This is a genomic window from Streptomyces sp. NPDC045967, assembly GCF_056430495.1.
Genome location: NZ_JBWKLE010000001.1, coordinates 454,219 through 475,861, shown reverse-complemented (window position 1 = coordinate 475,861; position 21,643 = coordinate 454,219). Strand labels below are relative to the sequence as shown.

Here is a 21,643-nt window from a genome sequence, read left to right as displayed (position 1 = left end):
ACCCGCACGCGAGCACCCCGCACCCCGCGCCCGCACACCGCTGGAGCCACCACGATGACCGCCACCCCCGCCACCACCGTCGCCAACCTCCGCGACCTCGGCGGCACCCCGCTCTCCGGCGGCCGCACCGTCCGCTCCGGCCTGGTGCTGCGGGCCGGCCAGCTCGACCGGCTCGACCTCGACGCCGACCCGGTGGTGGCCGCGCTCGGGCTGCGGACGGTCATCGACTTCCGCACCGACGCCGAACGCGCCGACTACCCCGACCGGGTGCCGGCCGGAGCCCGGCTGCTGGTCGCCGACGTGCTGGCCGACAAGACGCACGAGGGCCGGGGCCGGGTGCCGGCCGCCGCCCAGCTCAAGGACCTGCTGTCCGACCCGGTCGTGGCCGAGGAGCACCTGGGCGGCGGCAAGGCGCAGGCCCTGTTCGGCGACGTCTACCGCTCCTTCGTGCGGTCGGCGTCCGCGCAGGCCGCGTACCGGCTGCTGCTCACCGAGGCCGCCGATCCCGCCGCGGGTCCCCTGCTCTTCCACTGCACGGCCGGCAAGGACCGCACCGGATGGGGGGCCACGGTCATCCTGTCGCTGCTCGGCGCGGACGACGAGACCCTGATGGCGGAGTACCTGTCGGTGAACCCGGCGGTCAAGCGGGCCTTCGCCCCGATGATCGAGGGCTTCACCGCGTCGGGCGGGGACCCGGACATCGCGCTCGCGCTGATCGGCGTCTTCCCCTCCTACCTGGAGGCCGCGATGGCCGAGGTGGAGACGCGCTACGGCTCGATGGAGAAGTACGTGCGCGAGGGGCTCGGCGTCTCCGACGAGACGGTCGAGGCGCTGCGCACCCGACTGGTCTAGGGGCGGACCACTCCCGGCCTCCCGCCCTGGCGGACCGCTCCCGGCCCCGCGGACCGCTCCCGGACGGGGCGGGCCCCTTCCACCGGCCCGCGCGAAGGCGCACCCGCGGCCGGTGACCATCCGACGATTCGCTCGTTCTGCTGAACGTGACTGCGCCGGATACCGCCACCCCTCTTCCGTCTCCCGATGTCGAGCAGGCCGAGGCCGCCATCGTCGAGCACTATCCGCGGCTGGTGCGGCTCGCCTACCTGGTGCTGCCGCCCGCCCTCGGCCGCAACCGCCGGGTGCTCACCGCCCATGCGCTGGTGCAGCGGGCGCTGCCGCGCGGTCGGCGGGACGCGGCGGCGGCCGTGCGCGGCGGGGTGCCGGGGCAGCGCGGCGGTGAGGGCGAGGCGGGGTACGCGTACGTGCGGCTGCGGGTGCTGCGCGCGGCCCTGGAGGCGGGTGTTCCGCTGACCTTCCGCGCACTGCCCCGACGGGCGCAGCTGCCGCCCGCACTGCCCCAGGTGTGGGGGCTGCGGTTGTTCCCGCGGGCCGGCGGGGCCGAGGAGCTGGCCCTGGACCAGTGGCTGGCCACGCTCGACGGGGCCGGGCGGGCCGCCTGCGTCCTGCGGGCGCTGGAGCGGCTGCCCGAGGCCGAGGTGCTGCGGGTGCTGGACGAGGCTGGGGTCGCGGATCCGGCCTCGGCGGTCGCGGAGTCCGGGGATCCGGCGCACGACGCCCTGTTCGCCTCCCCCGAGTTCGACCCGTGCGTGCTGCAGGCCCGGCCCACCGACCTGCTGCGGCGGCGCCGGCTGGTGCGTGCCGCGCTGGCCGCCGGGGCCGCGCTCGCCGTGTGCGGGGCGCTGCTGGCGCTGCCGGGCGGGGGCTGGGGGGCGGACGGGGCGGCGGCCCCGCCCTACTCCCGCAACGCCGCGGCCGAGCAGGCGCTGGATCCGGACAAGCTGCTGCGGGCCGCGCCCGGGCTGTGGCGCACGTCCTCGCGTACGGACTTCTCCGCGTGGCCGGCCCGCGGTGACCGGGCCGAGGACGCGGGGCTGCTGCGCCGGGCGTTGGCCGTTTGGGCGCGGCCCGGTTCCTCGGTGGTCGTCTCGGCGACTCCGGGGACTCCGGCGGGGCCGCCGATGGGTCCGGCGCAGCTGCTGTTCGCGGGTGTGGTGGACCAGGCGGTGGTGGTGCTGCTGTACGACGGCCTGCGGGTGGTCCGGTACGCGGAGCCGCGCGACGGGGCCACCGGCGCCGCCCTCGACTTCGCGCGGACCGACGGCGCGTCGGCGGACACCGCGACGGCCCTGGTGGTCAGCCGGGTGGACGGCAACGTCCGCTATCTGGCGGCTCCGTGGGTCACGGCCGCGGCCGTGCGGGACCTGCTCAAGCCCGGCGAGGCGGCGGTGGCGCTGAAGCCGGCTCCGGACGGGGTGACCCCGCCGGTGCCGAGCCCCGCTCCGTCGGGTGACTGCACCAGCTGGAACGCGCTCGCCCTGACCGGCGACGGCGCAACCCGGCTCGTCACCGATCTCGGTGAGCTGACTCCGGCCCGGCTGACCTCGGGTGCGCCGGGTGCCGAGCGGGATGTGACGGAGGCCGCGGAGCTGGGCGACTGGTCGCGGATCGCCTGTCTGCTGCCGTCGGTGCGCTCGCACGGGGTCCGTACGGTCAACGCCTGGACGTACGCGAAGCAGCCGTTGCCCGAGGGCGACGGGACGGCGGCCTGGCTGTGTACGCGGGCCGAGACGTGGCAGGGTGCGGCGGACCGGGTGCAGGCGCAGTTCCTGGCGCCGGGGGCGCCGCTCGCCGCGCAGGCGGCCCGGTCGGAGGGGTCGCCTGCGTGCGGGTCCCGGGAACCGCGGGTGCTGGCGGGCGTGCTGTGGAAGTCGCGTGCGGGCCAGTGGTACGTACTGGCGGCCGGGAGTGCGCAGTTCGCCTCGCTCTCGGTGTCGGGGGGCGGGGTGAGCGGGTCGGCGCAGGGCAACCGGTTGGCGGTCAAGGCGCCGGCCGGGGCGCAGGTCGATCTGTCGGGCAAGCTGACGGACGGGACGAAGGCCGGGGCGCTGCGCTGAGAGAAGTCCGCGCAGAGGGGTTCTCCTCCCCCCTACCCCTCAGTACATTGACGCCATGTCTAATACGCCGCTCGTGCCCGCCCCCGTGGCGTCGGAACACGTGGACCTGAGGCCGCGGAAGGTGTCCTTCGGCTGGGAGGACACCCCGCTCCACTGGCTGCCGAACGATCCGTTCACCGGTCACATGATCAATGTGCTGCACCTGCTGCTCCCCGCCGGGGAGCGGTGGTTCGTGCACGTCTACAAGCAGGTGCTGCCGTACATCACGGACGAGCGGCTGCGCGCGGACGTCGTCGGCTTCATCGGCCAGGAGGCGATGCACGCCGCCGCGCACGACGACGTGCTGCCCCACCTCAAGCGGCTGGGGCTCGACCCCACCCCCTACACCGCGCAGGTCGACTGGCTCTTCGAGAAGCTGCTGGGCGACCGGACCCTGCCGCCGGGCAGGGCGCGCCGCTGGTGGCTGATGGAGCGGGTCGCGATGATCGCCGCGATCGAGCACTACACGGCGTTCCTGGGCGATTGGATCCTGAACGCCGAGGAGTTGGACCGGCGCGGAGCCGACCCGATGATGCTCGACCTGCTGCGCTGGCACGGGGCGGAGGAGGTGGAGCACCGCTCGGTGGCCTTCGACCTGTTCCTGCACGTCGACGGCGGCTACCGGCGGCGGGCGCGGACCTGGGCGACCGCGTTCTCGGCGCTGGTCTTCCTGTGGCAGCGCGGCGTGCGCTTCTTCATGGAGAACGATCCGCACCTGGTGGACGGCAAGGCATCCTTCGGGCAGTTCTTCCGGGCGGGGCAGCAGGGCGTCCTGCCGTCCACCGGCGCCATGCTGAGGTCCATACCGAAGTACCTCGGCCGCACCTACCACCCCTCTCAGGAGGGCTCGACCGCCCAGGCCGTCGCCTACCTGGCCGCCTCCCCCGGCGCGAACGGCGGGGTGCGGGCATGAGGCGCGCCCTCGCGGTCACCGCCGCCGCCGGCGCGGCCTGGATGGCCCGCCGCGCCCTGAGCCGCCGCATCGCGGCCTCCCCGCTCTGGCCGCTGCCGGCACTGGAGACGCCCGTCTCGGGGTACTCGCCGCGCCGCACGCTGCCCGCGGTGATCACCTCGCGGAGCGAACCGGCCGAGGGCGTGCTCCGGCTGACGCTGGAGTCGGCGGAGCTCCCGGCCTGGACCCCGGGCGCGCACGTGGACGTCGTCCTGCCCTCGGGTCTGGTCCGTCAGTACTCCCTGTGCGGTGACCCGGCGGACGCGGGCCGGTACACCCTCGCGATCCGCCTGGTCGAGGACGGCCGGGGCGGTTCCCGCGAGGCGCACGCCCGGCTGGTGGAGGGCGCCGAGCTGGAACTGCGGCCGCCCCGCAACCGGTTCGAGCTGCTTCCCGCGCCCTCCTACGTGTTCGTCGCGGGCGGCATCGGCATCACCCCGATCCTGCCGATGCTGGGCGCGGCCACGGCGGCGGGCGCCGACTGGACCCTGCTGTACGGGGGCCGTTCGCGTGCCTCGATGCCCTTCCTGGCCGAACTGGCGGTCCACGGCGAGCGGGTCACCGTCGTACCGCAGGACGAGGCGGGCCTGCCCGACCTGTCCGCCCTCGCCGCGGTCCCGCCGGGCACGCTGGTCTACACCTGCGGTCCGGAGCCGCTGATGCGGGCCGTCACGGCGGCCGCCGCGGACCCGGCCGCGGTCCACCTGGAGCGCTTCTGCCCCTCGGCGCCCGGGCCCGCACGACCCTTCAGCGTGGAACTGCGGCGCTCGGGGCGCACGGTGGAGGTGGGCGCGGCCGAGTCCGCGCTCGCCGCGGTGCGCCGCGAGCTGCCGGACACCCCGTACTCCTGCGAGCAGGGCTTCTGCGGGACGTGTCGGCAGAAGGTCCTGGCGGGCGAGGTGGAGCACCGGGACGAGCTGCTCACCGACGGCGAGCGCGGGGACTCGATGCTGCTGTGCGTCTCGCGCGCGAAGGACGGCCACCTCGCCCTGGACCTGTGACCTGTCCGTACTAGGGTGTCCGCATGACAACCGGGGTGCGGCGCAGGATGGGTGTCGAGGAGCGGCGGCAGCAGCTGATCGGGGTCGCCCTGGAGCTGTTCAGCCACCGCTCGCCCGACGATGTGTCGATCGACGAGATCGCGGCGGCCGCGGGGATATCGCGGCCGCTGGTCTACCACTACTTCCCCGGCAAACTGAGCCTGTACGAGGCCGCGTTGCGGCGGGCGGCCGATGAGCTGGCGCAGCGGTTCGTGGAGCCGCGGGAAGGACCGCTCGGGGCCCGGCTGCTGCGGGTGATGGGGCGGTTCTTCGCGTTCGTGGACGAACACGGGCCGGGATTCTCGGCGTTGATGCGCGGCGGCCCGGCGGTCGGCAGCAGTCGGACCAACGCCATGATCGACGAGGTGCGGCAGGCCGCCTACGAGCAGATCCTCACGCACTTGGGCCTCGGTCCGCAGGAGACGCCGGCGCGGCTGGAACTGGTGGTGCGGTCCTGGGTGTCGCTGGCCGAGTCCACCGCGCTGATCTGGCTGGACGGGCGCAGGATCCCCCGGGCCGAGCTGGAGTTGCAGCTGGTGCACGACTTCGCGGCACTGGCCGCGGTGAGCGCGGCGTACGACGCGGAGATGGCGGGGATCCTCGTGCGGATCCTGGCCGGCGAGCCGGCCGACGGGCCCTTCGGGGAGCTGGTGGGGCGGCTCGCCGCACTGGTTCCTTCCGGGGTGCCGCAACAGGGTGATCTTGCTCGATAATTCCCGCGTGATCATTGACGACGACGGGATCGTGTTCCGGCGGGCCGAGGAGAAGGACGCCGGCGTGCTGGTGCGGCTCTACGACCAGGCCGCCCGCTGGATGCGCAAGCACGGGATCGAGCAGTGGAAGCCCGGCGAGAAGGACGCCGCGCACTTCCGGTCGAAGATGCGCGACGGCGAGGTGTGGCTGGCGGCCTGCGCCGACGGCCAGGTCTGCGGGGCCTACGAGCTGTGGTGGTCCGACGAGGAGGCGTGGGGGGTCCAGCCGCCCGTCGCCGGCTACGTGCACCGGTTGATGGTCGCCCGCGAGGCCGCCCCCGCCGGGGCCGGGCGCCGCATGCTCGAGCATGCCGAGCGGCGGATCGCGCGGACCGGGCGGGAGCGGGCGCGGCTTGACTGCGTCTCCACCAACCCCCGGCTGCTCGCGTACTACCGGGGTGCGGGCTACCGGGTGGTCGGGGAGTTCCCCCACAAGGAGGGGACGGACGGCAGGATCTACGGGGTGATCCTGCTGGAGAAGCGGTTGGACCGGCTCAGCGCCGTGTGAAGACCGCGACGGTGCGGGCGGGGACGGTGAACTCTCCTGCCGCCGCGTCGTACGCGGACTGCTTGACGGTGGCGTCGGAGCCGGCGGCCTGCACCGGGTGCAGGGCGTAGGCGCTGCCCGCGAGGGCCGGGACGCGCTGGGGGCGGGTGGCGGGAGTGGCGTTGAAGACGACCACGAGGTCGCCGAGGGCCATGGTGATCACTCCAGGGGTCTCCTCCCGGCCGGAGAGCGGGAAGGACAGCCGGTCCTGGACCGCCTTCGGGGTGGTGAGGGCGAAGTCCTTCTCCGTGGTGCGGATCCGCAGCAGGTCGCGGTAGGCCGCGGAGGTTCCGGTGATCTCGGCGCAGCCGGGGGCCGGGGCGGTCAGCAGGGGTTTGGCGTAGGGCCACTTGGAGGCGTTGTCGGCGGCCGGGGGCAGGCCGCGGCCGAAGCCGTTGCCGTCGCGGCAGTCCCAGTGCAGGGCGTTGAACCAGTCGCCGCTGTCGTAGGAGTTGCGGTCCAGGGACTTCGAGCGGAGCAGGTCCGTGCCGGCCTGGGAGAGGGCCGGGCCCTGGGAGAGCGCGGCCGTGGCCATGGCCAGGACCTGCATGCGGGCCTTGTCGGCCGCGCCGGTGGCCGGCGGCAGCTTGTAGGTCAGGGCGTCGGCGAGGGTCTCGTTGTCGTGGGCGTCCGCGTAGGCGAGGGCGTCGCCGGGGGCGGCCGCGTAACCGGCCGGAGCGCCGTTGTAGTCGACCTCGGAGCCCTTGACGCGGCGGCCGGAGGAGTCGGTGAAGGTGTAGGAGGCGAGGTTGCCGGACAGGCCGACCTTGATCAGGTCCTGGGCGTGCAGGAGACGGGCCTTCTGCTCGGCCGGGGTCCCGTTGGCGGGCGATCCGTTGGGTTCGGTGAACAGGCCGGAGGCGAAGCCCTGGACGCGCGGGTCCTCGTCGAAGGGGCCGCCGCCGCGGACCGCGTCGCGGGCCCGGTCGGAGAAGGTGGCGATGCCGGTGCCGGCCATGTTCTTCTGCGTGGCCTGGACGAAGCGTGCGTCGTCGGCGATCTCGCCGAAGTTCCAGCCCTCCCCGTAGAGGACGATCCTCTTGCCGTCGACCCCGTCCTTGGCGACGGTCAGCTCGTCGAGGGCCTTGCGCACGGCGAGGATGTTGGCCTTGGGGTGGTGGCCCATCAGGTCGAAGCGGAATCCGTCGACCTTGTAGTCCTTCGCCCAGGTCACGACGGAGTCGACGACGAGCCGCCCCATCATCGCGTTCTCGGGGGCCGTGTTGGCGCAGCAGGTGGACGTGGCGACGGTGCCGTCGGCCAGGAGTCGCTGGTAGTAGCCGGGGACGATGCGGTCCAGGACGGACTTGTCCGACTGGCCGGCGGCGACGGTGTGGTTGTAGACCACGTCCATCACGGTGCGCAGGCCGGCCCCGTTGAGGGACTGGACCATCCTGCGGAACTCGACCGTGCGGGCGGTTCCGTGGGGGTCGCTCGCGTAGCTGCCCTCGGGGACGGTGTAGTGCAGCGGGTCGTATCCCCAGTTGTAGGCGTCCTTGGCGGCCGCGGCCGTCACGCAGGCCTGCTGCTCCTGCGAGTCAGGGGCGTAGACCTTGAGGTCGCAGGCGGGTTCGGTGCGGTCGGCGGCCTTCTCCGGGATGGTGCCGATGTCGAAGGCCGGCAGGAGGTGGACGTAGGAGGTTCCGGCGGCGGCGAGGTCGCGCAGGTGGGTCATGCCCGCCGAGCCGGTGTCGGTGAACGCCAGGTACTGGCCCGGGTGCTTGGAGGTGCGGTCCGCGACGGAGAAGTCACGGACGTGCAGTTCCTGGATCTGGGCGGAGGTGAAGGGGACGGCTGCGGGCTTGCGCAGGTCCTTCCAGCCGGGCGGGGCGAGCCGGGGGTCGGCGAGGTCCACGGCCAGGCTGTGGGTCGAGTCGGCGGTCAGGGCCGTGGAGTAGGGGTCGGTGACGAGGTTGCGGACGACCCGGCCGGTGCTCGGCGCCCATACGGTCACGGCGTAGCGGTAGGGCTTGCCGCCCCATGAGCGTTCGCCGCGCACCGACCAGACGCCGGCGTCGTCGCGGCGCATCGGGACGGTGCGGCCGTCGAGTTCGAGGGCGACCTCCTGGGCGGTCGGGGCCCAGACGGACAGGGTGGGCCGGCCGTCCTTGAAGACCGGGCCGAGCGGGGCGTTCGTGGCGTACAGGTCGTCCAGGACCCCGGCGAGCTGCACGCCGGTGGCGGCGAGGACGGCGCCGTTCGCGGCGCGGGCACTGGCGACGAGCTGGCCGCGCAGGGCGTCCGGGACCCGGTCGCGGTCGCGCGGGTCGACGGTGAGGGCGGAATAGGCGGCCAGGTGGGGGAACTTCTGCTTCTGGGCTGCGGTGAGCTCGGTGCGGTTCAGCCGCAGCCACCGGGCCCCGCCCTCGCGCAGGATGCCGTTCTCGGCCGTGACGGCGCCGTCGCGGGAGGCGAGGAGCTGGGCGGAGGCGGCGGCCGCGGGGGCGTTCCAGGCGAGGGTGTCGCGGTCGATCCAGACGGCCTGGGCCTTGGTCAGGTCCAGGGCGGCGGCGGAGCTGGCGGGCTGCGGCAGGAGGTACTTCTGGGTGCCGCCCAGCATCCAGACCTCGTGGCCGGTGGCCTTCAGGTCCAGGGACTGGTCGGAGGGCAGGTCCTTCTCGTCGCCCTTGTGGAGGATGTAGCTCAGGCTGGTGGCGCCGGGCGCGAGCGGGACCTCGTACACCGCGCCGTAGGCGTCGGTACGGGTGGGGAGCAGCGGCTTGGACCAGTCGGTGGGGGTGGCGGCGCCGGTCCACACGTGCAGGCCCCAGCCGTCGTAGGCGCCGTCGGGGCGCTGGTAGTGCAGGACGGCCTTGGAGGTGTCCTGCGGCGGGTAGGCGGGCCGGTCGGTGCGGGCGGGTTCCTTGCCCTGCTCCAGCCAGATCTCGCCGGTCTTCGTCACGTCGATAGTGCGGTCGGCGGCGACGTCCTTGGTGCCGTCCTTGTCGATGACCAGGTAGTTGACGGAGGAGGCACCGGGCTTGAGCTTGACGTAGGCGAAGGCGCCGTACGCGTCGCGGCCGGTGAAGCCGTGCCCGGCGGGCCACGGTGTCGCCTCGCCCTCGGCGATGTCGCCCCAGGCGTAGAGCCGCCAGTCGGTGTAGTCGCCGTCGGGACGGTGGTAGTGGACGACGGCGTAGTCGCGTTGGGTGGCGGTCGGGGTCTCCTCGGGCGGTGCCTGTCCGGCGGCGGACCGGGCGAGGGCGCTCGCGGTGCGGCCGGTGGCGTCGACGGCGACGGCCTTGTAGCGCAAGGGGGTTCCGGCGGGCGCGGTGATGTGCTGGGTGACCTTGTACGGGGCGTGGTCGGCGGTGCCGAGGACCTGCCAGGGACCGTTGCCGGCCTGCGCGGCGAAGACGACCCGGTTCAGGCCGCCGCCGGTGACGTCGGCGCTGAGCTCGACGGTGCCGGTGGCGCCGGGGGCCGGGGCCTTGAGGGTCAGCGCGGGCCCGGTGGCGGGCGCGGCGAGGGGGCCGGTGGCCTGGAGGACCACCGAGCCGAAGGCGGGGACGACGACGGTGAGCTTGCCGGCCGCGGAGGCCCGCAGCAGCGCGGTGCCGCCGTACAGGGTGCGGTACTGGGCGCCGGCGGGGGCGTCGATCTGCACGGACCTGGACTCGGCCGCGTTGTTCGCGGCGACGAGGTACTCGGTGCGGGTGCGGGTGTCCGTGCGGGCGAAGGCGTAGACGGAGCCGTCGGCGAGGCGTTCGCTCTGGACGCCGTCGCGCAGGGCGGGGTGCGCCTTGGTCAGCTTCGAGAGGGCACTGATCTGCCGGTAGAGCGGGTGCCCGGGATCGTAGGCGTCGCTCGCGTGGGTGCGCGCCGTCGCGAGCTGGTCGTCGTCCAGGTAGTCGGCGACCTTGGAGGCGAAGAGCGGCTGGCGGGAGTCCTTGTCGCCGCCCGCGCCCGTGAAGCCCTGCTCGTCGCCGGAGTAGACCACCGGGTTGCCCCGGGAGAGGAACATCAGCTCGTTGGCGAGGCGGTAGCGGTCCAGCAGCTCCTGCTCCCCCGCGCCCGGCCGGTCCTGCTTCAGGAACGAGCCGAAGCGTCCCATGTCGTGGTTGCCGAGGAAGGTCACCTGCTCGTAGGCGTTGGCCTTGTCGGTGGTGTACCGGTAGTCGTCGGCGAGCACGGCGGCCAGCCGGCCGGCTCCCGCGCCCTGGGCGGCGTACGCGCGGATGGCGTCCTGGAGCGGGAAGTCGAGGGTGGAGTCGAGGCGTCCGCGCGTCACGTAGGGGGAGGTGACGGCCGTGTCGGCGGAGTAGACCTCGCCGAACATGAAGAAGTCCTCGCGGCCGCGCTTGGCGGCGTACGCGTCGAGCGCGGTGGCCCACTGGCTCCAGAAGTCCAGGTTGACGTGCTTGACGGTGTCGATCCGGAAGCCATCGATGTCGAATTCCTCGACCCACTTGCGGTAGATCTCCTCCATCCCGCTGACGACCTCGGGGCGCTCGGTCCACAGGTCGTCCAGGCCGAAGAAGTCGCCCTGCTCGGAGGACTCGCCGGCGAAGGTGGAGTCACCCCGGTTGTGGTACATCCGGGGGTCGTTGAGCCAGGCCGGGACCTTGGCGTTCTTCTTGGCGTCGGGGACGAACGGGGTCCGCGGGAAGGACTCGCCGTCGGTCTTGGGGAACTTGCGCCCGCCGTCCGCGTAGTCGGAGTCGTCGAAGGGCACCCCGTCCTTGGTGAGGTAGGGGAAGGCACCCTTCGACAGGTACCCGTAGGACGCCTCCCGGTAGTCGACGACGTCGGCGGTGTGGTTGGTGATGACGTCGAAGAAGACCTTCATCCCCTTCCCGTGCGCCTTGTCGATCAGCCGCTCCAGGTCGGCGTTGGTGCCGAAGTGCGGGTCGACCTGGGTGAAGTCGGTGATCCAGTAACCGTGGTAGCCCGCGGAGACGTCGTCGCCCTTGCCCTGCACCGGCTGGTTCTTGAAGATCGGCGCCATCCAGATGGCGGTGGTGCCCAGGCCCTTGATGTAGTCGAGGCGGTCGGTGAGCCCCTTGAGGTCGCCGCCCTGGTAGAAGCCCTTGTCGGTCGGGTCGAGTCCGGTCTCCAGGCGGGAGCCGGTCAGGCCGCCCCGGTCGTTGCGCGGGTCGCCGTTCGCGAACCGGTCCGGGAGGACGAAGTAGAACTGCTCCCGGGTCAGGTCGTGCCGGGCCGGCTGCTTGGCCAGCTTCGCGTCCGAGGGCGGGGCGGGCGCCTTGGCGTCGGCCGCCGCGGCGGGGAGGGCGGGCAGGAGCGTCACGGCCAGGGCGGCGGCGAGGACTCCTGCGGCAGGGCGTATCAAGGCGGATCTCCTTGTGTACGTGTCGCGTGGAGGAGGGCTGCCCGGCGCGCAGGTGCGGGCGGGTTCCGGGCAGCCCTGGTCTGTGGGAGGGGTGGGTCAGTTGCGCCAGGTGTCGTTCAGCGTGACCTTGCCGCTCGCGGGCACGGTGGCCGTGCGGTTGGCGCCGCTCTCCCAGGTGACGTTGCCGGAGGAGTCCTTGCGGACGTACTTGTACGCGAAGGACGTACCGGCCGGGAGGGTGACGTCGAGCTTCCAGACGGGGTAGGCGGCGGGGTCGAGCCGGAGGGCGCCGGCGGTGTTCCAGGCGCCGAGCTCGGTGCGGTCGCCGACGACGTGGATGTTCTGGCCGGGGACGGTCGTGGCGTTGACGGCGAAGGAGGCACCGGAGGCGGCCGGGGCGGGCGCGGCGGAGCAGGTGCGGGCGCCGGCGTGTAGGGCGAGGGCGGTCCCCGGGGCGACGGTGGCGCTGAACTGGCCGGCGGAGTTCACGGTCACCGCGCGTCCGCTCTGCACGTCGCAGTAGTCGCCGCCGGGCAGGGAGGTCTGGAAGGTCCGGGTCAGGGCGCCGGCCTCGTGGTTGATGGCCACGAACGCCTTGGTGCCGCGCCCGAAGGCGATCTGGTCACCGCCGTTGTCCCACCAGTTCGTGACGCCCTGACCGCGCGCCGCGTTGCGCAGGCCGACCATGGAGGAGATCTCGCGCCAGGCGTGCTGGCACTTCCAGCCGTCGGTGTAACAGGAGTTCACCGCGCCGCCGTTGGGCGGGCCGGCGTCCTTGTCGCTCCACTCGTAGCCGGAGTGCACGTCCGGGGAGCCGTAGGGCCAGGCGAGCATGAAGACGTTGGCGAGGGTGTAGGACGAGCCGTTCTTGTAGCTGAGGGTGTCGCCACCCCGCTCGGTGTCGTGGTTGTCGACGAAGACGGCGGACTTGCCGTTCGCCATGTACCCCCACGGCTCGCCGAAGTTCTTCAGGTGGGCCAGGTTCTCGTTCTGGAAGACGCGCTTGAGGTCCCGGGCGTAGCGGAACTCCTGCACGTCCCCGCTGCCGAGGTACTCGCTGGGCGACACGGCCTCGCCCGCGCCGTGGATCGCCTCCAGCTTCCAGTAGGCGCCGGGGTTGCTCAGCCGGGACTTGATGGCGGCGAGGTCGGCGGCGGGCATGTGCTTGGCGGCGTCGATCCGGAACCCGTCGACGCCCAGCGACAGCAGGTCGTTCAGGTAGCCGGCGATCCGCCCCCGTACGTAGTCCTCGCCGGTGTCCAGGTCCGCCAGCTGCACGAGCTCGCAGTTCTGGACGTTGGCCCGGTCCTGGTAGGTGGAGATGACGGCCCGGCAGTCGTCCATGTCGGATCCGGAGTAGATGCCCGGGTACCCGTACTTCGTGTACGGGCTCCCCCCGGTGCCCGTTCCGTCGCCGGCGGCCATGTGGTTGATGACGGCGTCGGCGACGACCTTCACACCGGCGCCGTGGCAGGCGTCGACCATGGCCTTGAAGGCGGCCCGGTCGCCGAGCCGCCCTGCGATCTTGTAACTGACGGGCTGGTAGGACGTCCACCACTGGGGTCCTTGGATGTGCTCCTGCGGCGGCGAGACCTGGACGTACCCGTAACCGGCGGGTCCGAGCGTGTCGGCGCAGGCCCTGGCCACGGCATCGAACCGCCACTCGAACAGGACGGCGGTGACGTCCCGGTCGCCGGGGGGCGCGGCCTGCGCCTGCGGTGCCTGCGCGGTGAGTGTGGCGGCGGCGAGGGCGGCGACGGCGGCAGCGGCCGCCAAGGTGGTGCGGGTGGGCGACATGTGGGGCCTCCTGGCGGAGAGGTGGGGATTGCACGCGACCGTATGGGCCGGAACCCGCCCCTGCAAGAGCTTGCGCAAGAGATTGCAGAATTGTTTCTGCGACGTGTCCTCCCGGGAGCGCACCGGGGAAGCACTGGGTAGGGTCCCCCTCAGCCGACAGCAGGAGGACCCGTGCCGACCGACATCGTGATCGCGCAGACCACCGTCGACAGCGAACACCGCGCGGCCGAACTGGCCCGGGGCGCGGTCGAGTCGGGCCTGGCCGCGTGCGCCCACGTCGACGCCCCGCACACGGCGGTCTACCGCTGGGAGGGGACGGTGGAGACGGCCACGGAGTGGCGCGTCTCGTTCAAGACGACCCGGTCCCGCCTGCCCGCGCTGACCGCACGGGTCACCGGGGACCACCCCTACGACGTGCCGGAGTGGATCGTCCTGGCGGTGGACTCCGCGTCGGCCGCGTACGCCGCGTGGATCGCGCGGGAGACGGAGGCGGAGTAGGCGCGGCGATCGGCGGGGCCGGGGCCGGGGCGAGGGCCGCGCGCCCGTCGGGCCCGGCCCTCACGGCACGCCGGTGCCGGGCCCGGAGGTCGTCGGGCCCGGTCGGCCGGGCCGGGGCCCGGCCGGATCACTCCGCCCGCACCTGCGCCGTCGACCCCCTCACCACCAGCTCCGGCTGGAAGACGTACTCCGTGCGCTGCACCGGGGTGCCCGCCACCGCTTCCAGGAGGGCTCCGACCGCCGCCGTCGCCATCGCGCGGACCGGCTGGCGTACGGTCGTCAGCGGCGGGTCCGTGAAGGCGATCAGCGGGGAGTCGTCGAAGCCGACCACCGACACGTCCTCCGGCACCCGCAGCCCCCGCTCGCGGGCCGCCCGTATCACGCCGAGCGCCATCGGGTCGCTCCCGCACACCACCCCCGTGCAGCCCCGGTCCAGCAGTGCGCCGCCGGCCGCGTGGCCGCCCTCGACCGTGAAGAGGGTGCGCTGGATCAGCCCCTCGGATTCCGCGGACGGGCGGGCGGCCGTGAAGCCCTGCTCCTTGCGGGCCGACGGCACGTAGCGCGTGGGCCCGATCGCCAGGCCGATCCTGCGGTGCCCGAGGTCCTCCAGGTGCCGCACGGCCATGTCCGCCGCGGCCCGGTCGTCGGGGGAGATGAACGGCGCGTTCACCTGCTCGTTGAAGCCGTTGATCAGCACGAAGGGAGTGCCGCGGGCCGCGAGGCGCTGGTAGCGCGAGGGGTCGGCGTGGGCGTCGGCGTGCAGGCCCGACAGGAAGACGATGCCGGTGACCCCGCGTTCCTCCAGCTGCTCCACCAGCTCGTCCTCGGTGGCCCCGCCCGGCGTCTGCGTGCACAGCACCGGCGTGTACCCGTGCCCGGCCAGCGCCTGCTCGATGACCTGGGCGAACGCCGGGAAGATGGGGTTGGTCAGCTCCGGTATCAGCAGCCCCACCAGTCCGTTGCTGCGCCGCTTCAGCCGCACCGGCCGCTCGTAGCCCAGCAGGTCGAGCGCGGCCAGCACCCTGTGCCGGGTGCCGGCCGCCACCCCCGACTTGCCGTTGAGCACACGGCTGACGGTCGCCTCGCTGACCTCGGCCTGCGCGGCGATGTCCGTCAGCCGCAGCGCGGACGTCACCCCTGCCACCACACCGCGGTGTCGGCGGGCAGGACGTCGGGGTCGGCGAGCGGCCCGCTGGCGAGCAGCACCGATCCCGCCGCGGGGAAGCGGACGGGCCCGTCCGTCGTGTTGACCGTGCAGACGAAGGCTCCGCGCCGGAACGCCAGGACCCCTTCGGGCGCGGCCAGCCACTGCACGGCATCGCCGGCGCCGAGGTCCGGGTGCTCGCGCCGCACCCGCAGCGCCGCCCGGTACAGCTCCAGCGTCGATTGCGGGTCGCCGGTCTGCGCCTCGACGCTCAGGCCCGCCCACTCGGCCGGCTGCGGCAGCCAGCTGCCGCCGCTGCCGAATCCGTACGGGGCGCTCTCGCCGGACCACGGGATCGGGACGCGGCAGCCGTCGCGCAGCCCGTCCTGACCGTTCGCCTTGAAGAAGGACGGGTCCTGGCGGACCTCGTCCGGCAGGTCGACGACCTCCGGCAGGCCGAGCTCCTCACCCTGGTAGACGTACGCCGACCCGGGCAGGGCCAGCATCAGCAGGGCGGCGGCCCGTGCCCGCTCCAGGCTGCCGAAGCGGGTGCGGTGGCGTACGACGTCGTGGTTGGACAGCACCCACGTCGTCGGCGCCCCGACCGGCCGCATCGAGTCGAGCGAGTCGTCGATGGCGGCGCGCAGCGCCTGCGCGTCCCAGCCGGTGTTCAGGTAGTGGAAGTTGAACGCCTGGTGCAGCTCGTCGGGGCGCAGGTACAGCGCGGTGCGGTCGGCGCTCGGCGTCCACGCCTCGGCGACGCCGATGCGGTCGCCCGCGTACTCGTCGAGGACGGTGCGCCAGGAGCGGTATATCTCGTGGACGCCGTCCTGGTCGAAGAAGGGCAGCACCTGGTTGCCGAGCAGTTTCAGCTGCTCGTCGCGGCCGAGGTCGGGCAGGCCGGGGGCCTTGACCAGGCCGTGGGCGACGTCGATGCGGAAGCCGTCGGCTCCCAGGTCGAGCCAGAAGCGCAGGATGGAGCGGAACTCGTCCTGGACGGCGGGGTGGTCCCAGTTGAAGTCGGGCTGCTCGGGCGCGAACAGGTGCAGGTACCACTCGCCGTCGGCGACGCGGGTCCAGGCGGGGCCGCCGAAGATGGACTCCCAGTCGTTGGGCGGCTCGGCGCCGTCCGCTCCCCGTCCCGGGCGGAAGTGGAAGCGTTCGCGCAGCGGGGTGCCCGGGCCTTCGCGCAGCGCCTGCTTGAACCATTCGTGCTGGTCGGAGCAGTGGTTGGGGACGAGGTCGACGATGATGCGCAGGCCCAGTGCGTGGGCCTCGCGGATGACGGCGTCGGCGTCGTGCAGGGTGCCGAACATGGGGTCGATGGCCCGGTAGTCGGCGACGTCGTAGCCGGCGTCGGCCTGCGGGGAGGCGTAGAAGGGGCTCAGCCAGACGGCGTCGACCCCGAGGTCCCGGAGGTAGGGCAGGCGGCTGCGGATGCCTTCGAGGTCGCCCATGCCGTCCCCGTTGGAGTCGGCGAAGCTGCGCGGGTAGACCTGGTAGATCACCGCTTCTCTCCACCAGCCGGGCCGGGTGCCGGTGGAGGTGGGAAGTGCGTCGGCGAGGTGCTGGGTCATGTCGTCCTTGAAGAGATCGGGCCGGGGGTGAGAGGGGGCGGGCGCGGGTGGGAGGGGGTGTCTTCCGGGTCAGGCCGCCCGGCATGACCCGGAAGACACTCCCCTAGCCCTTGGTGGCGCCTGCCGTCATCCCGGCGACGAGGTGACGCTGGGCGAAGACGAAGAAGATCGCAGCCGGGATGGCGATGAGGACCGAGGCGGCGCTCATCGCACCCCAGTTGGAGGTGTACTGGGTGACGAAGGTCTGCAGGCCGCCGGCCAGGGTGAGGTTCTCCTCGCCGACCATGAAGGCGGAGGCGTAGGCGACTTCGCCCCAGGCGGTGATGAAGGCGTAGAACCCGGTGACGGCGAGGCCGGGCTTGGCGAGCGGCAGGATCAGCCGCCAGAAGGTGCCGAAGGGGTTGAGCCCGTCGACGCGGCCGGATTCGTCGATCTCCACCGGGATGGTGTCGAAGAAGCCCTTCATCATCCAGGCGCAGAACGGCACGGCGATGGTGAGGTAGGTGATGATCAGGCCGACCGGCTGGTTGAGCAGGCCGAGGTCGCCCATCAGGTTGTAGAGCGGGACGATGAGGATGGCCATCGGGAACATCTGGGTGATGAGCAGGGTCCACATCAGCGGCTTCATGCCGGGGAACTTGAAGCGGCTGACCGCGTATCCGGTGGTGGCGGCGATGAACACACCGAGGACGGTGGTGACGCCGGCGACCAGGACGGAGTTGAGGAACCAGTCGAGGAAGTGGCTCGACTCCAGCAGGTAGGTGTAGTTGGCGAGCGTCGGTTCCTTGACGAAGTCCGTGGTGATCGCGTGCTGCGCGGGCTTGAGCGAGGTCAGCAGGATCCACAGCACCGGGAAGACGGCGATGACGGAGGCGGCGACGAGCGTCGCGTGCAGGCCGACGGAGGCGAGCGGGGAGCGGCTGCCCCGGGTACGCGTGCTGGTCATGGTCACCACACCTCTCCCTGCTTGCGCAGCGAGCGCCGGTAGACCAGCGCGAAGATCATGAGCAGCAGGAGGATCAGCACGCCCCACGTCGCGGAGACCGCGAAGTCGCGGGGGCTGGTGATGAACGCCTCCCGGAACGCCTGGGTGACCAGGATCTCGGTGGAGTCGCCCGGTCCGCCCCGGGTGAGCAGGAAGATCACCGGGAACATGTTGAAGGTCCAGATGGTGGAGAGCAGGATCACCGTCATGCTCACGGCGCGCAGTCCCGGCAGGGTGATGTGGCGGAAGCGCTGCCAGGGGCTCGCGCCGTCCATCTCGGCGGCCTCGTACAACTCGCCCGGGATCGACTGCAGGCCGCCGAGGAGGGCGACCATCATGAAGGGGACGCCCAGCCAGACGTTGACGGCGATGACGGAGAACTTGGCCCAGGTGGGGTCGTCGAGCCACGGCACGGCGGCGATGCCGCCGCCGTCGAGCACCTTGTTGAGGATGCCGTTGTCGCGGTTGAAGAGGAACCGCCAGGCGAAGACGGAGACGAAGCCGGGCACGGCCCAGGGCAGGATGAGCGCCATCCGGTAGGCGGCGCGGCCCCGGAACTGCCGGTTGAGCATATGTGCGAGGGTCAGGCCGAGCACGAACGTGATGGACACGCACGCGACCGTCCAGGCCACCGTCCACACCAGCCGCTGCAGGAACACCGGGTCGCCGAGGACGGCCGCGTAGTTGTCGAGCCCGATGAACTCATACGTGGCGTCGATGTGGCGGGCGCCGATGTCACGGGCGACGTTGCGCTCGTTGGCGTCGGTCAGCGACAGGTAGACGCCGCGCACGAGCGGCCACCCGATGATCACGCCGAGGACGAGCACCACCGGGGCGATCATGGTCCAGGCGTACCAGTGGGTGGAGAGGGCGCGCCTCAGTCCACCCGTGTTCCCGCTGTCAGTCCTGCGGCTCCGGCCGCGGGCGGCGTCGTCGTTCCCGACTCCGTCACCCGCGGCCTTCACCACAGACTGGCTGGTGTGAGCAGCCATCTCGTCGTTACTTCCAACCCTTGAGGATCTTGCGGAACTCGACACCGGCCGCCTTGGCGGCGTCCTCGGGGCTCGACGCCCCGGTGATCGCCTTGGTGTACTCGACCTTCAGCGGCTCGAAGAGGGAGCCGTTCTCCGGAATCCAGGCGCGCTCGACGGCCTTGTCCACGGCCGGCTTGAAGAACTGCACCATCTCGCTGCTCTTCACGTCGGGCTGCTCGTAGGCGGCGGTGCGGGTGGGGAGCAGGCTGAGCTCCTTGGCCGACTGCACCTGGACCTCCTGCGAGGTCATGTACTCGACGAACGCGTGGGCCGCGTCGCGGTTCTTCGAACCGGCGTAGACGCCGAGGTCGTGGCCGCCCTGCGGGGCGCCCGCCTTGACCGAGCCGGCCGGGACGGCGGCGACGCCGAGGTTGGCCTTGTCCTTGAACTGGTCGCCGGCGTAGGTGTCGGCGACGGCCCACGGACCGTTGATCATCATGGCGGCCTCGCCGGACTTGAAGGCCGTCTGCATGTTGGTCCAGCCGTCGGTGGCGTTGGTGACCGCCGCGCCCGAGGTGACCAGGTCGCGGGCGGTCTTGAAGGCCTTGACGCCGGCCGCGTTGTCGACCGTGACCGTCTTGTTCTTCGCGTCGACCAGGTCGCCGCCCTCGCCGTAGATCAGCGGGAGGAACCAGTAGGAGTCGTCGCCGCGCAGGTAGAGGCCGGCCTTGCCGCTCTTGGCCTTGACGGCGGCGGCGGCCGTCTTCAGCTCCTCGAGCGTCTTGGGGGGCTGGACGCCGGCGTCGGCGAGCATCTTCTTGTTGTAGAAGAGGCCGAGGGTGTCGATGACCTGCGGCACGGCGTAGGTCTTGCCCTCGAACTTGCCGCTGGCCGCGGCCTGCGGGAGGAACTCCGCGTCGATCTTCTTCGCCGTCTCGGCCGGGACCTCGTCGAGGTAACCCAGCGAGGCGAAGTCGGCGACCCAGCCGACGTCGGCGCGGATCACGTCGGGGGCGTCGGAACCGCTGCTGAAGGCGTTCTTGACCTTGTTCTGCGCGTCGCCGTACGGGACGTTGACGTACTTGACGGTCACCTTCGGGTGCTTCGCGGTGAACGCCTCGGCGATCTTCTGGAAGCTGGCCTTCTCGGCGTCGTTCGACGTGTCCCACCAGGTGACGGTGCCGGACAGTTCGCCACCGGCCTTGGTCTCGCCGCTGTCGTCCTTGGTGTCACCACCGCAAGCCGTCGCCGCGAGCGCCAGGGCCGCGACCAGCGCGGTGGCCGCTATGCCACGCCGCATATGAACTCCTTCGATGATCCCGGACGCGCCCTCGCGGTCCCGAGTTGCCAGGAACGTAACAAGGCTGAAAGGAGACCGAAAGGGCTTGCGGCAATTTTCTGCAAGACGCGCTGATCGTTACATCCGTGTGTCCGTACGGTTGCCGCAGCTTGCTGTTCGTTCCCGCCGCCTTGGCCCTCGCAGGCCCGCAACCACGGGGCGTGTGCTTGCGTTGACCCCGATATGACCCAAGAGTCGACGGCCGTCCAGCTTGCAAACGCTTCCAGCAACACCGCCGCGGGCACCCGCTGGTGGCGTGATGCCGTCATCTACCAGGTGTACGTGCGCTCCTTCGCCGACAGCGACGGCGACGGCGTCGGGGACCTGAGGGGGGTGCGCGAGCGGCTGCCGCACCTGGCGCGGCTGGGGGTCGACGCCCTGTGGCTCACCCCCTTCTACGTCTCGCCGCAGGCCGACGGCGGCTACGACGTGGCCGACTACCGGGCCGTCGACCCCCTCTTCGGGGACCTCTCCGACGCCGGCGACCTCGTGCGGGCCGCCCACGCGCTCGGCCTGCGGGTGATCGTGGACGTGGTGCCGAACCACACCTCCGAGCGGCACGCCTGGTTCCGTGCCGCCCGCGCCGGCGATCCGGTGGCCCGGGCGCGCTACCACTTCCACCCCGGCCGCGGGCCCGGCGGCGCCGAGCCGCCGAACGACTGGGAGTCCGTCTTCGGCGGCCCCGCCTGGACCCGGGTCGAGGACGGCTCCTGGTACCTGCACCTCTTCGCCCCCGAGCAGCCCGACCTGGACTGGGGCCATCCCGAGGTCGCCGCCGAGTTCGCCTCGGTGCTGCGCTTCTGGCTGGACCTCGGCGTCGACGGCTTCCGCGTGGACGTGGCCCACGGCATGGTCAAGGCCTCCGGCCTGCCCGACATCGGCCGCGGCGCGCAGGCCACCCTCATCGGCACCGAGCCGCTGCCCTTCTTCGACCAGGACGGCGTCCACGAGATCCACCGCTCCTGGCGCCGGCTCCTCGATTCCTACCCGGGCGAGCGCATCGGGGTCGCCGAGGCATGGGCGCCGACCTCCGAGCGCCTGGCCCGCTACGTCCGCCCCGACGAGCTGCACCAGGCCTTCAACTTCCGCTTCCTGACCTGCCCGTGGAACGCGGCGGCGCTGCGGACAGTCGTCGACGAGTCCCTGGCCGCCACCGCCTCCGTCGGGGCGCCCACCACCTGGGTGCTGTCCAACCACGACGTCGTACGCCACCGCACCCGCTGCGGCAGCCTGGAGCGGGCGCGGGCCGCCGCCCTGCTCATGCTGGCCCTGCCCGGGTCCGCGTACCTCTACCAGGGCGAGGAGCTCGGCCTGCCGGAGGTCGCCGACCTCCCCGCCCAGGTCCGCCGGGACCCCGCCTTCCTGCGCACCGCGGGCCAGGACGGGTTGCGCGACGGCTGCCGGGTACCGCTGCCCTGGTCCGGCTCCCGGCCCCCGTACGGCTTCGGGCCGGCCGGCGCCTGGCTGCCTCAGCCCGCGAGCTGGGCCGGCCTGAGCGTCGCCGCCCAGACCGGCGACCCGCACTCCACCCTGGAGCTCTACCGCGCCGCCCTGGAACTGCGCCGGGCCCTGCCCGGTCTCGGCTCCCCGGACGCCGGCCCGCTGTCCTGGCAGCCCGCCCCCGAGGGCGTCCTCCTCTTCACCCGGCCCGGCTTCGCCTGCACCCTCAACACCCGGCCCGAAGCGGTGGAACTGCCCGCGCCCGGACGTCCCGTGCTGTCCAGCTCGCCCGTCGAGACGGACGGGCGCACGGTGGCCCTGCCGGCGGACTCGTGCACGTGGTGGGCAATCTGAACG

Annotated in this window: 15 protein-coding genes; 8 read left to right on the top strand and 7 right to left on the bottom strand. The window is 72.6% G+C overall.

What is annotated here, in order from left to right; translation table 11 throughout:
• Window positions 1-54 precede the first annotated feature (54 nt).
• The 6 genes from AC07FY_RS02330 to AC07FY_RS02305 all read left to right on the top strand — a co-directional run bounded on the left by AC07FY_RS02330 (window position 55) and on the right by AC07FY_RS02305 (window position 6,203).
• Entirely contained in the window at window positions 55-852 is a 798-nt protein-coding gene (locus AC07FY_RS02330; protein WP_478999280.1) for a tyrosine-protein phosphatase, read from the top strand.
• A gap of 137 nt (window positions 853-989) precedes the next feature.
• Window positions 990-2,912, top strand: coding sequence for a hypothetical protein (locus AC07FY_RS02325; protein ID WP_478999845.1), 1,923 nt, complete (start codon window positions 990-992; stop codon window positions 2,910-2,912).
• 55 nt (window positions 2,913-2,967) lie between these two features.
• Window positions 2,968-3,864, top strand: coding sequence for a metal-dependent hydrolase (locus AC07FY_RS02320; protein WP_478999278.1), 897 nt, complete (start codon window positions 2,968-2,970; stop codon window positions 3,862-3,864).
• On the top strand, window positions 3,861-4,904 hold the full coding sequence (locus AC07FY_RS02315) for a PDR/VanB family oxidoreductase (protein ID WP_478999276.1): 1,044 nt from the start codon (window positions 3,861-3,863) through the stop codon (window positions 4,902-4,904). The genes AC07FY_RS02320 and AC07FY_RS02315 overlap by 4 nt, the downstream gene beginning before the upstream one ends.
• A gap of 23 nt (window positions 4,905-4,927) precedes the next feature.
• Entirely contained in the window at window positions 4,928-5,656 is a 729-nt protein-coding gene (locus AC07FY_RS02310; RefSeq protein WP_478999274.1) for a TetR/AcrR family transcriptional regulator, read from the top strand.
• Window positions 5,657-5,666: 10 nt separating this feature from the next.
• Window positions 5,667-6,203 (top strand): N-acetyltransferase family protein, encoded by a 537-nt coding sequence (locus AC07FY_RS02305; protein WP_478999842.1) that lies wholly within the window; start codon window positions 5,667-5,669, stop codon window positions 6,201-6,203.
• Here the strand turns inward: AC07FY_RS02305 and pulA are convergent.
• Window positions 6,190-11,532 (bottom strand): pullulanase-type alpha-1,6-glucosidase, encoded by a 5,343-nt coding sequence (gene pulA, locus AC07FY_RS02300; RefSeq protein WP_478999272.1) that lies wholly within the window; start codon window positions 11,530-11,532, stop codon window positions 6,190-6,192. The two genes, AC07FY_RS02305 and pulA, sit on opposite strands and share 14 nt — an antisense overlap.
• 96 nt (window positions 11,533-11,628) lie before the next feature.
• Entirely contained in the window at window positions 11,629-13,329 is a 1,701-nt protein-coding gene (locus AC07FY_RS02295) for a carbohydrate-binding module family 20 domain-containing protein (RefSeq protein ID WP_478999270.1), read from the bottom strand.
• A 171-nt stretch (window positions 13,330-13,500) separates the two neighbouring features.
• Between AC07FY_RS02295 and cutA the strand changes: the two genes are divergently transcribed.
• Window positions 13,501-13,827 (top strand): divalent-cation tolerance protein CutA, encoded by a 327-nt coding sequence (cutA, locus tag AC07FY_RS02290; protein ID WP_478999268.1) that lies wholly within the window; start codon window positions 13,501-13,503, stop codon window positions 13,825-13,827.
• A 127-nt stretch (window positions 13,828-13,954) separates the two neighbouring features.
• Here cutA and AC07FY_RS02285 read toward each other — a convergent pair whose 3' ends face one another.
• From AC07FY_RS02285 to AC07FY_RS02265, 5 genes are all read right to left on the bottom strand, one after another.
• Window positions 13,955-14,974, bottom strand: a complete 1,020-nt coding sequence (locus AC07FY_RS02285; protein ID WP_478999266.1) for a LacI family DNA-binding transcriptional regulator — start codon at window positions 14,972-14,974, stop codon at window positions 13,955-13,957.
• Window positions 14,959-16,548 carry a glycoside hydrolase family 13 protein gene (locus AC07FY_RS02280; RefSeq protein ID WP_478999264.1) on the bottom strand — a complete coding sequence of 530 codons (1,590 nt, stop codon included), beginning with the start codon at window positions 16,546-16,548 and terminating at the stop codon, window positions 14,959-14,961. The genes AC07FY_RS02285 and AC07FY_RS02280 overlap by 16 nt, the downstream gene beginning before the upstream one ends.
• Before the next feature lie 103 nt (window positions 16,549-16,651).
• Window positions 16,652-17,494 (bottom strand): sugar ABC transporter permease, encoded by an 843-nt coding sequence (locus AC07FY_RS02275; protein WP_478999262.1) that lies wholly within the window; start codon window positions 17,492-17,494, stop codon window positions 16,652-16,654.
• A 2-nt stretch (window positions 17,495-17,496) separates the two neighbouring features.
• The gene (locus AC07FY_RS02270) at window positions 17,497-18,525 is read right to left on the bottom strand and encodes a carbohydrate ABC transporter permease (RefSeq protein ID WP_478999260.1); all 1,029 of its coding nucleotides are present in this window, start codon (window positions 18,523-18,525) and stop codon (window positions 17,497-17,499) included.
• A gap of 7 nt (window positions 18,526-18,532) precedes the next feature.
• Entirely contained in the window at window positions 18,533-19,807 is a 1,275-nt protein-coding gene (locus tag AC07FY_RS02265) for an extracellular solute-binding protein (RefSeq protein ID WP_478999258.1), read from the bottom strand.
• Between the two features lie 222 nt (window positions 19,808-20,029).
• On the opposite strand from AC07FY_RS02265, the gene AC07FY_RS02260 reads away from it, so the two are divergent.
• Window positions 20,030-21,640, top strand: a complete 1,611-nt coding sequence (locus tag AC07FY_RS02260) for a glycoside hydrolase family 13 protein (RefSeq protein WP_478999256.1) — start codon at window positions 20,030-20,032, stop codon at window positions 21,638-21,640.
• Window positions 21,641-21,643: the final 3 nt, after the last annotated feature.

What these genes read in the sequence shown, in the direction of transcription:
- AC07FY_RS02330 (WP_478999280.1), top strand. Translation starts at nt 55, where the DNA reads ATGACCGCCACCCCCGCCACCACCGTCGCCAACCTCCGCGACCTCGGC.
- AC07FY_RS02320 (WP_478999278.1), top strand. Translation starts at nt 2,968, where the DNA reads ATGTCTAATACGCCGCTCGTGCCCGCCCCCGTGGCGTCGGAACACGTG.
- AC07FY_RS02315 (WP_478999276.1), top strand. Translation starts at nt 3,861, where the DNA reads ATGAGGCGCGCCCTCGCGGTCACCGCCGCCGCCGGCGCGGCCTGGATG.
- AC07FY_RS02310 (WP_478999274.1), top strand. Translation starts at nt 4,928, where the DNA reads ATGACAACCGGGGTGCGGCGCAGGATGGGTGTCGAGGAGCGGCGGCAG.
- AC07FY_RS02295 (WP_478999270.1), bottom strand. Translation starts at nt 13,329, where the DNA reads ATGTCGCCCACCCGCACCACCTTGGCGGCCGCTGCCGCCGTCGCCGCC.
- AC07FY_RS02280 (WP_478999264.1), bottom strand. Translation starts at nt 16,548, where the DNA reads ATGACCCAGCACCTCGCCGACGCACTTCCCACCTCCACCGGCACCCGG.
- AC07FY_RS02275 (WP_478999262.1), bottom strand. Translation starts at nt 17,494, where the DNA reads ATGACCAGCACGCGTACCCGGGGCAGCCGCTCCCCGCTCGCCTCCGTC.
- AC07FY_RS02270 (WP_478999260.1), bottom strand. Translation starts at nt 18,525, where the DNA reads ATGGCTGCTCACACCAGCCAGTCTGTGGTGAAGGCCGCGGGTGACGGA.
- AC07FY_RS02265 (WP_478999258.1), bottom strand. Translation starts at nt 19,807, where the DNA reads ATGCGGCGTGGCATAGCGGCCACCGCGCTGGTCGCGGCCCTGGCGCTC.
- AC07FY_RS02260 (WP_478999256.1), top strand. Translation starts at nt 20,030, where the DNA reads ATGACCCAAGAGTCGACGGCCGTCCAGCTTGCAAACGCTTCCAGCAAC.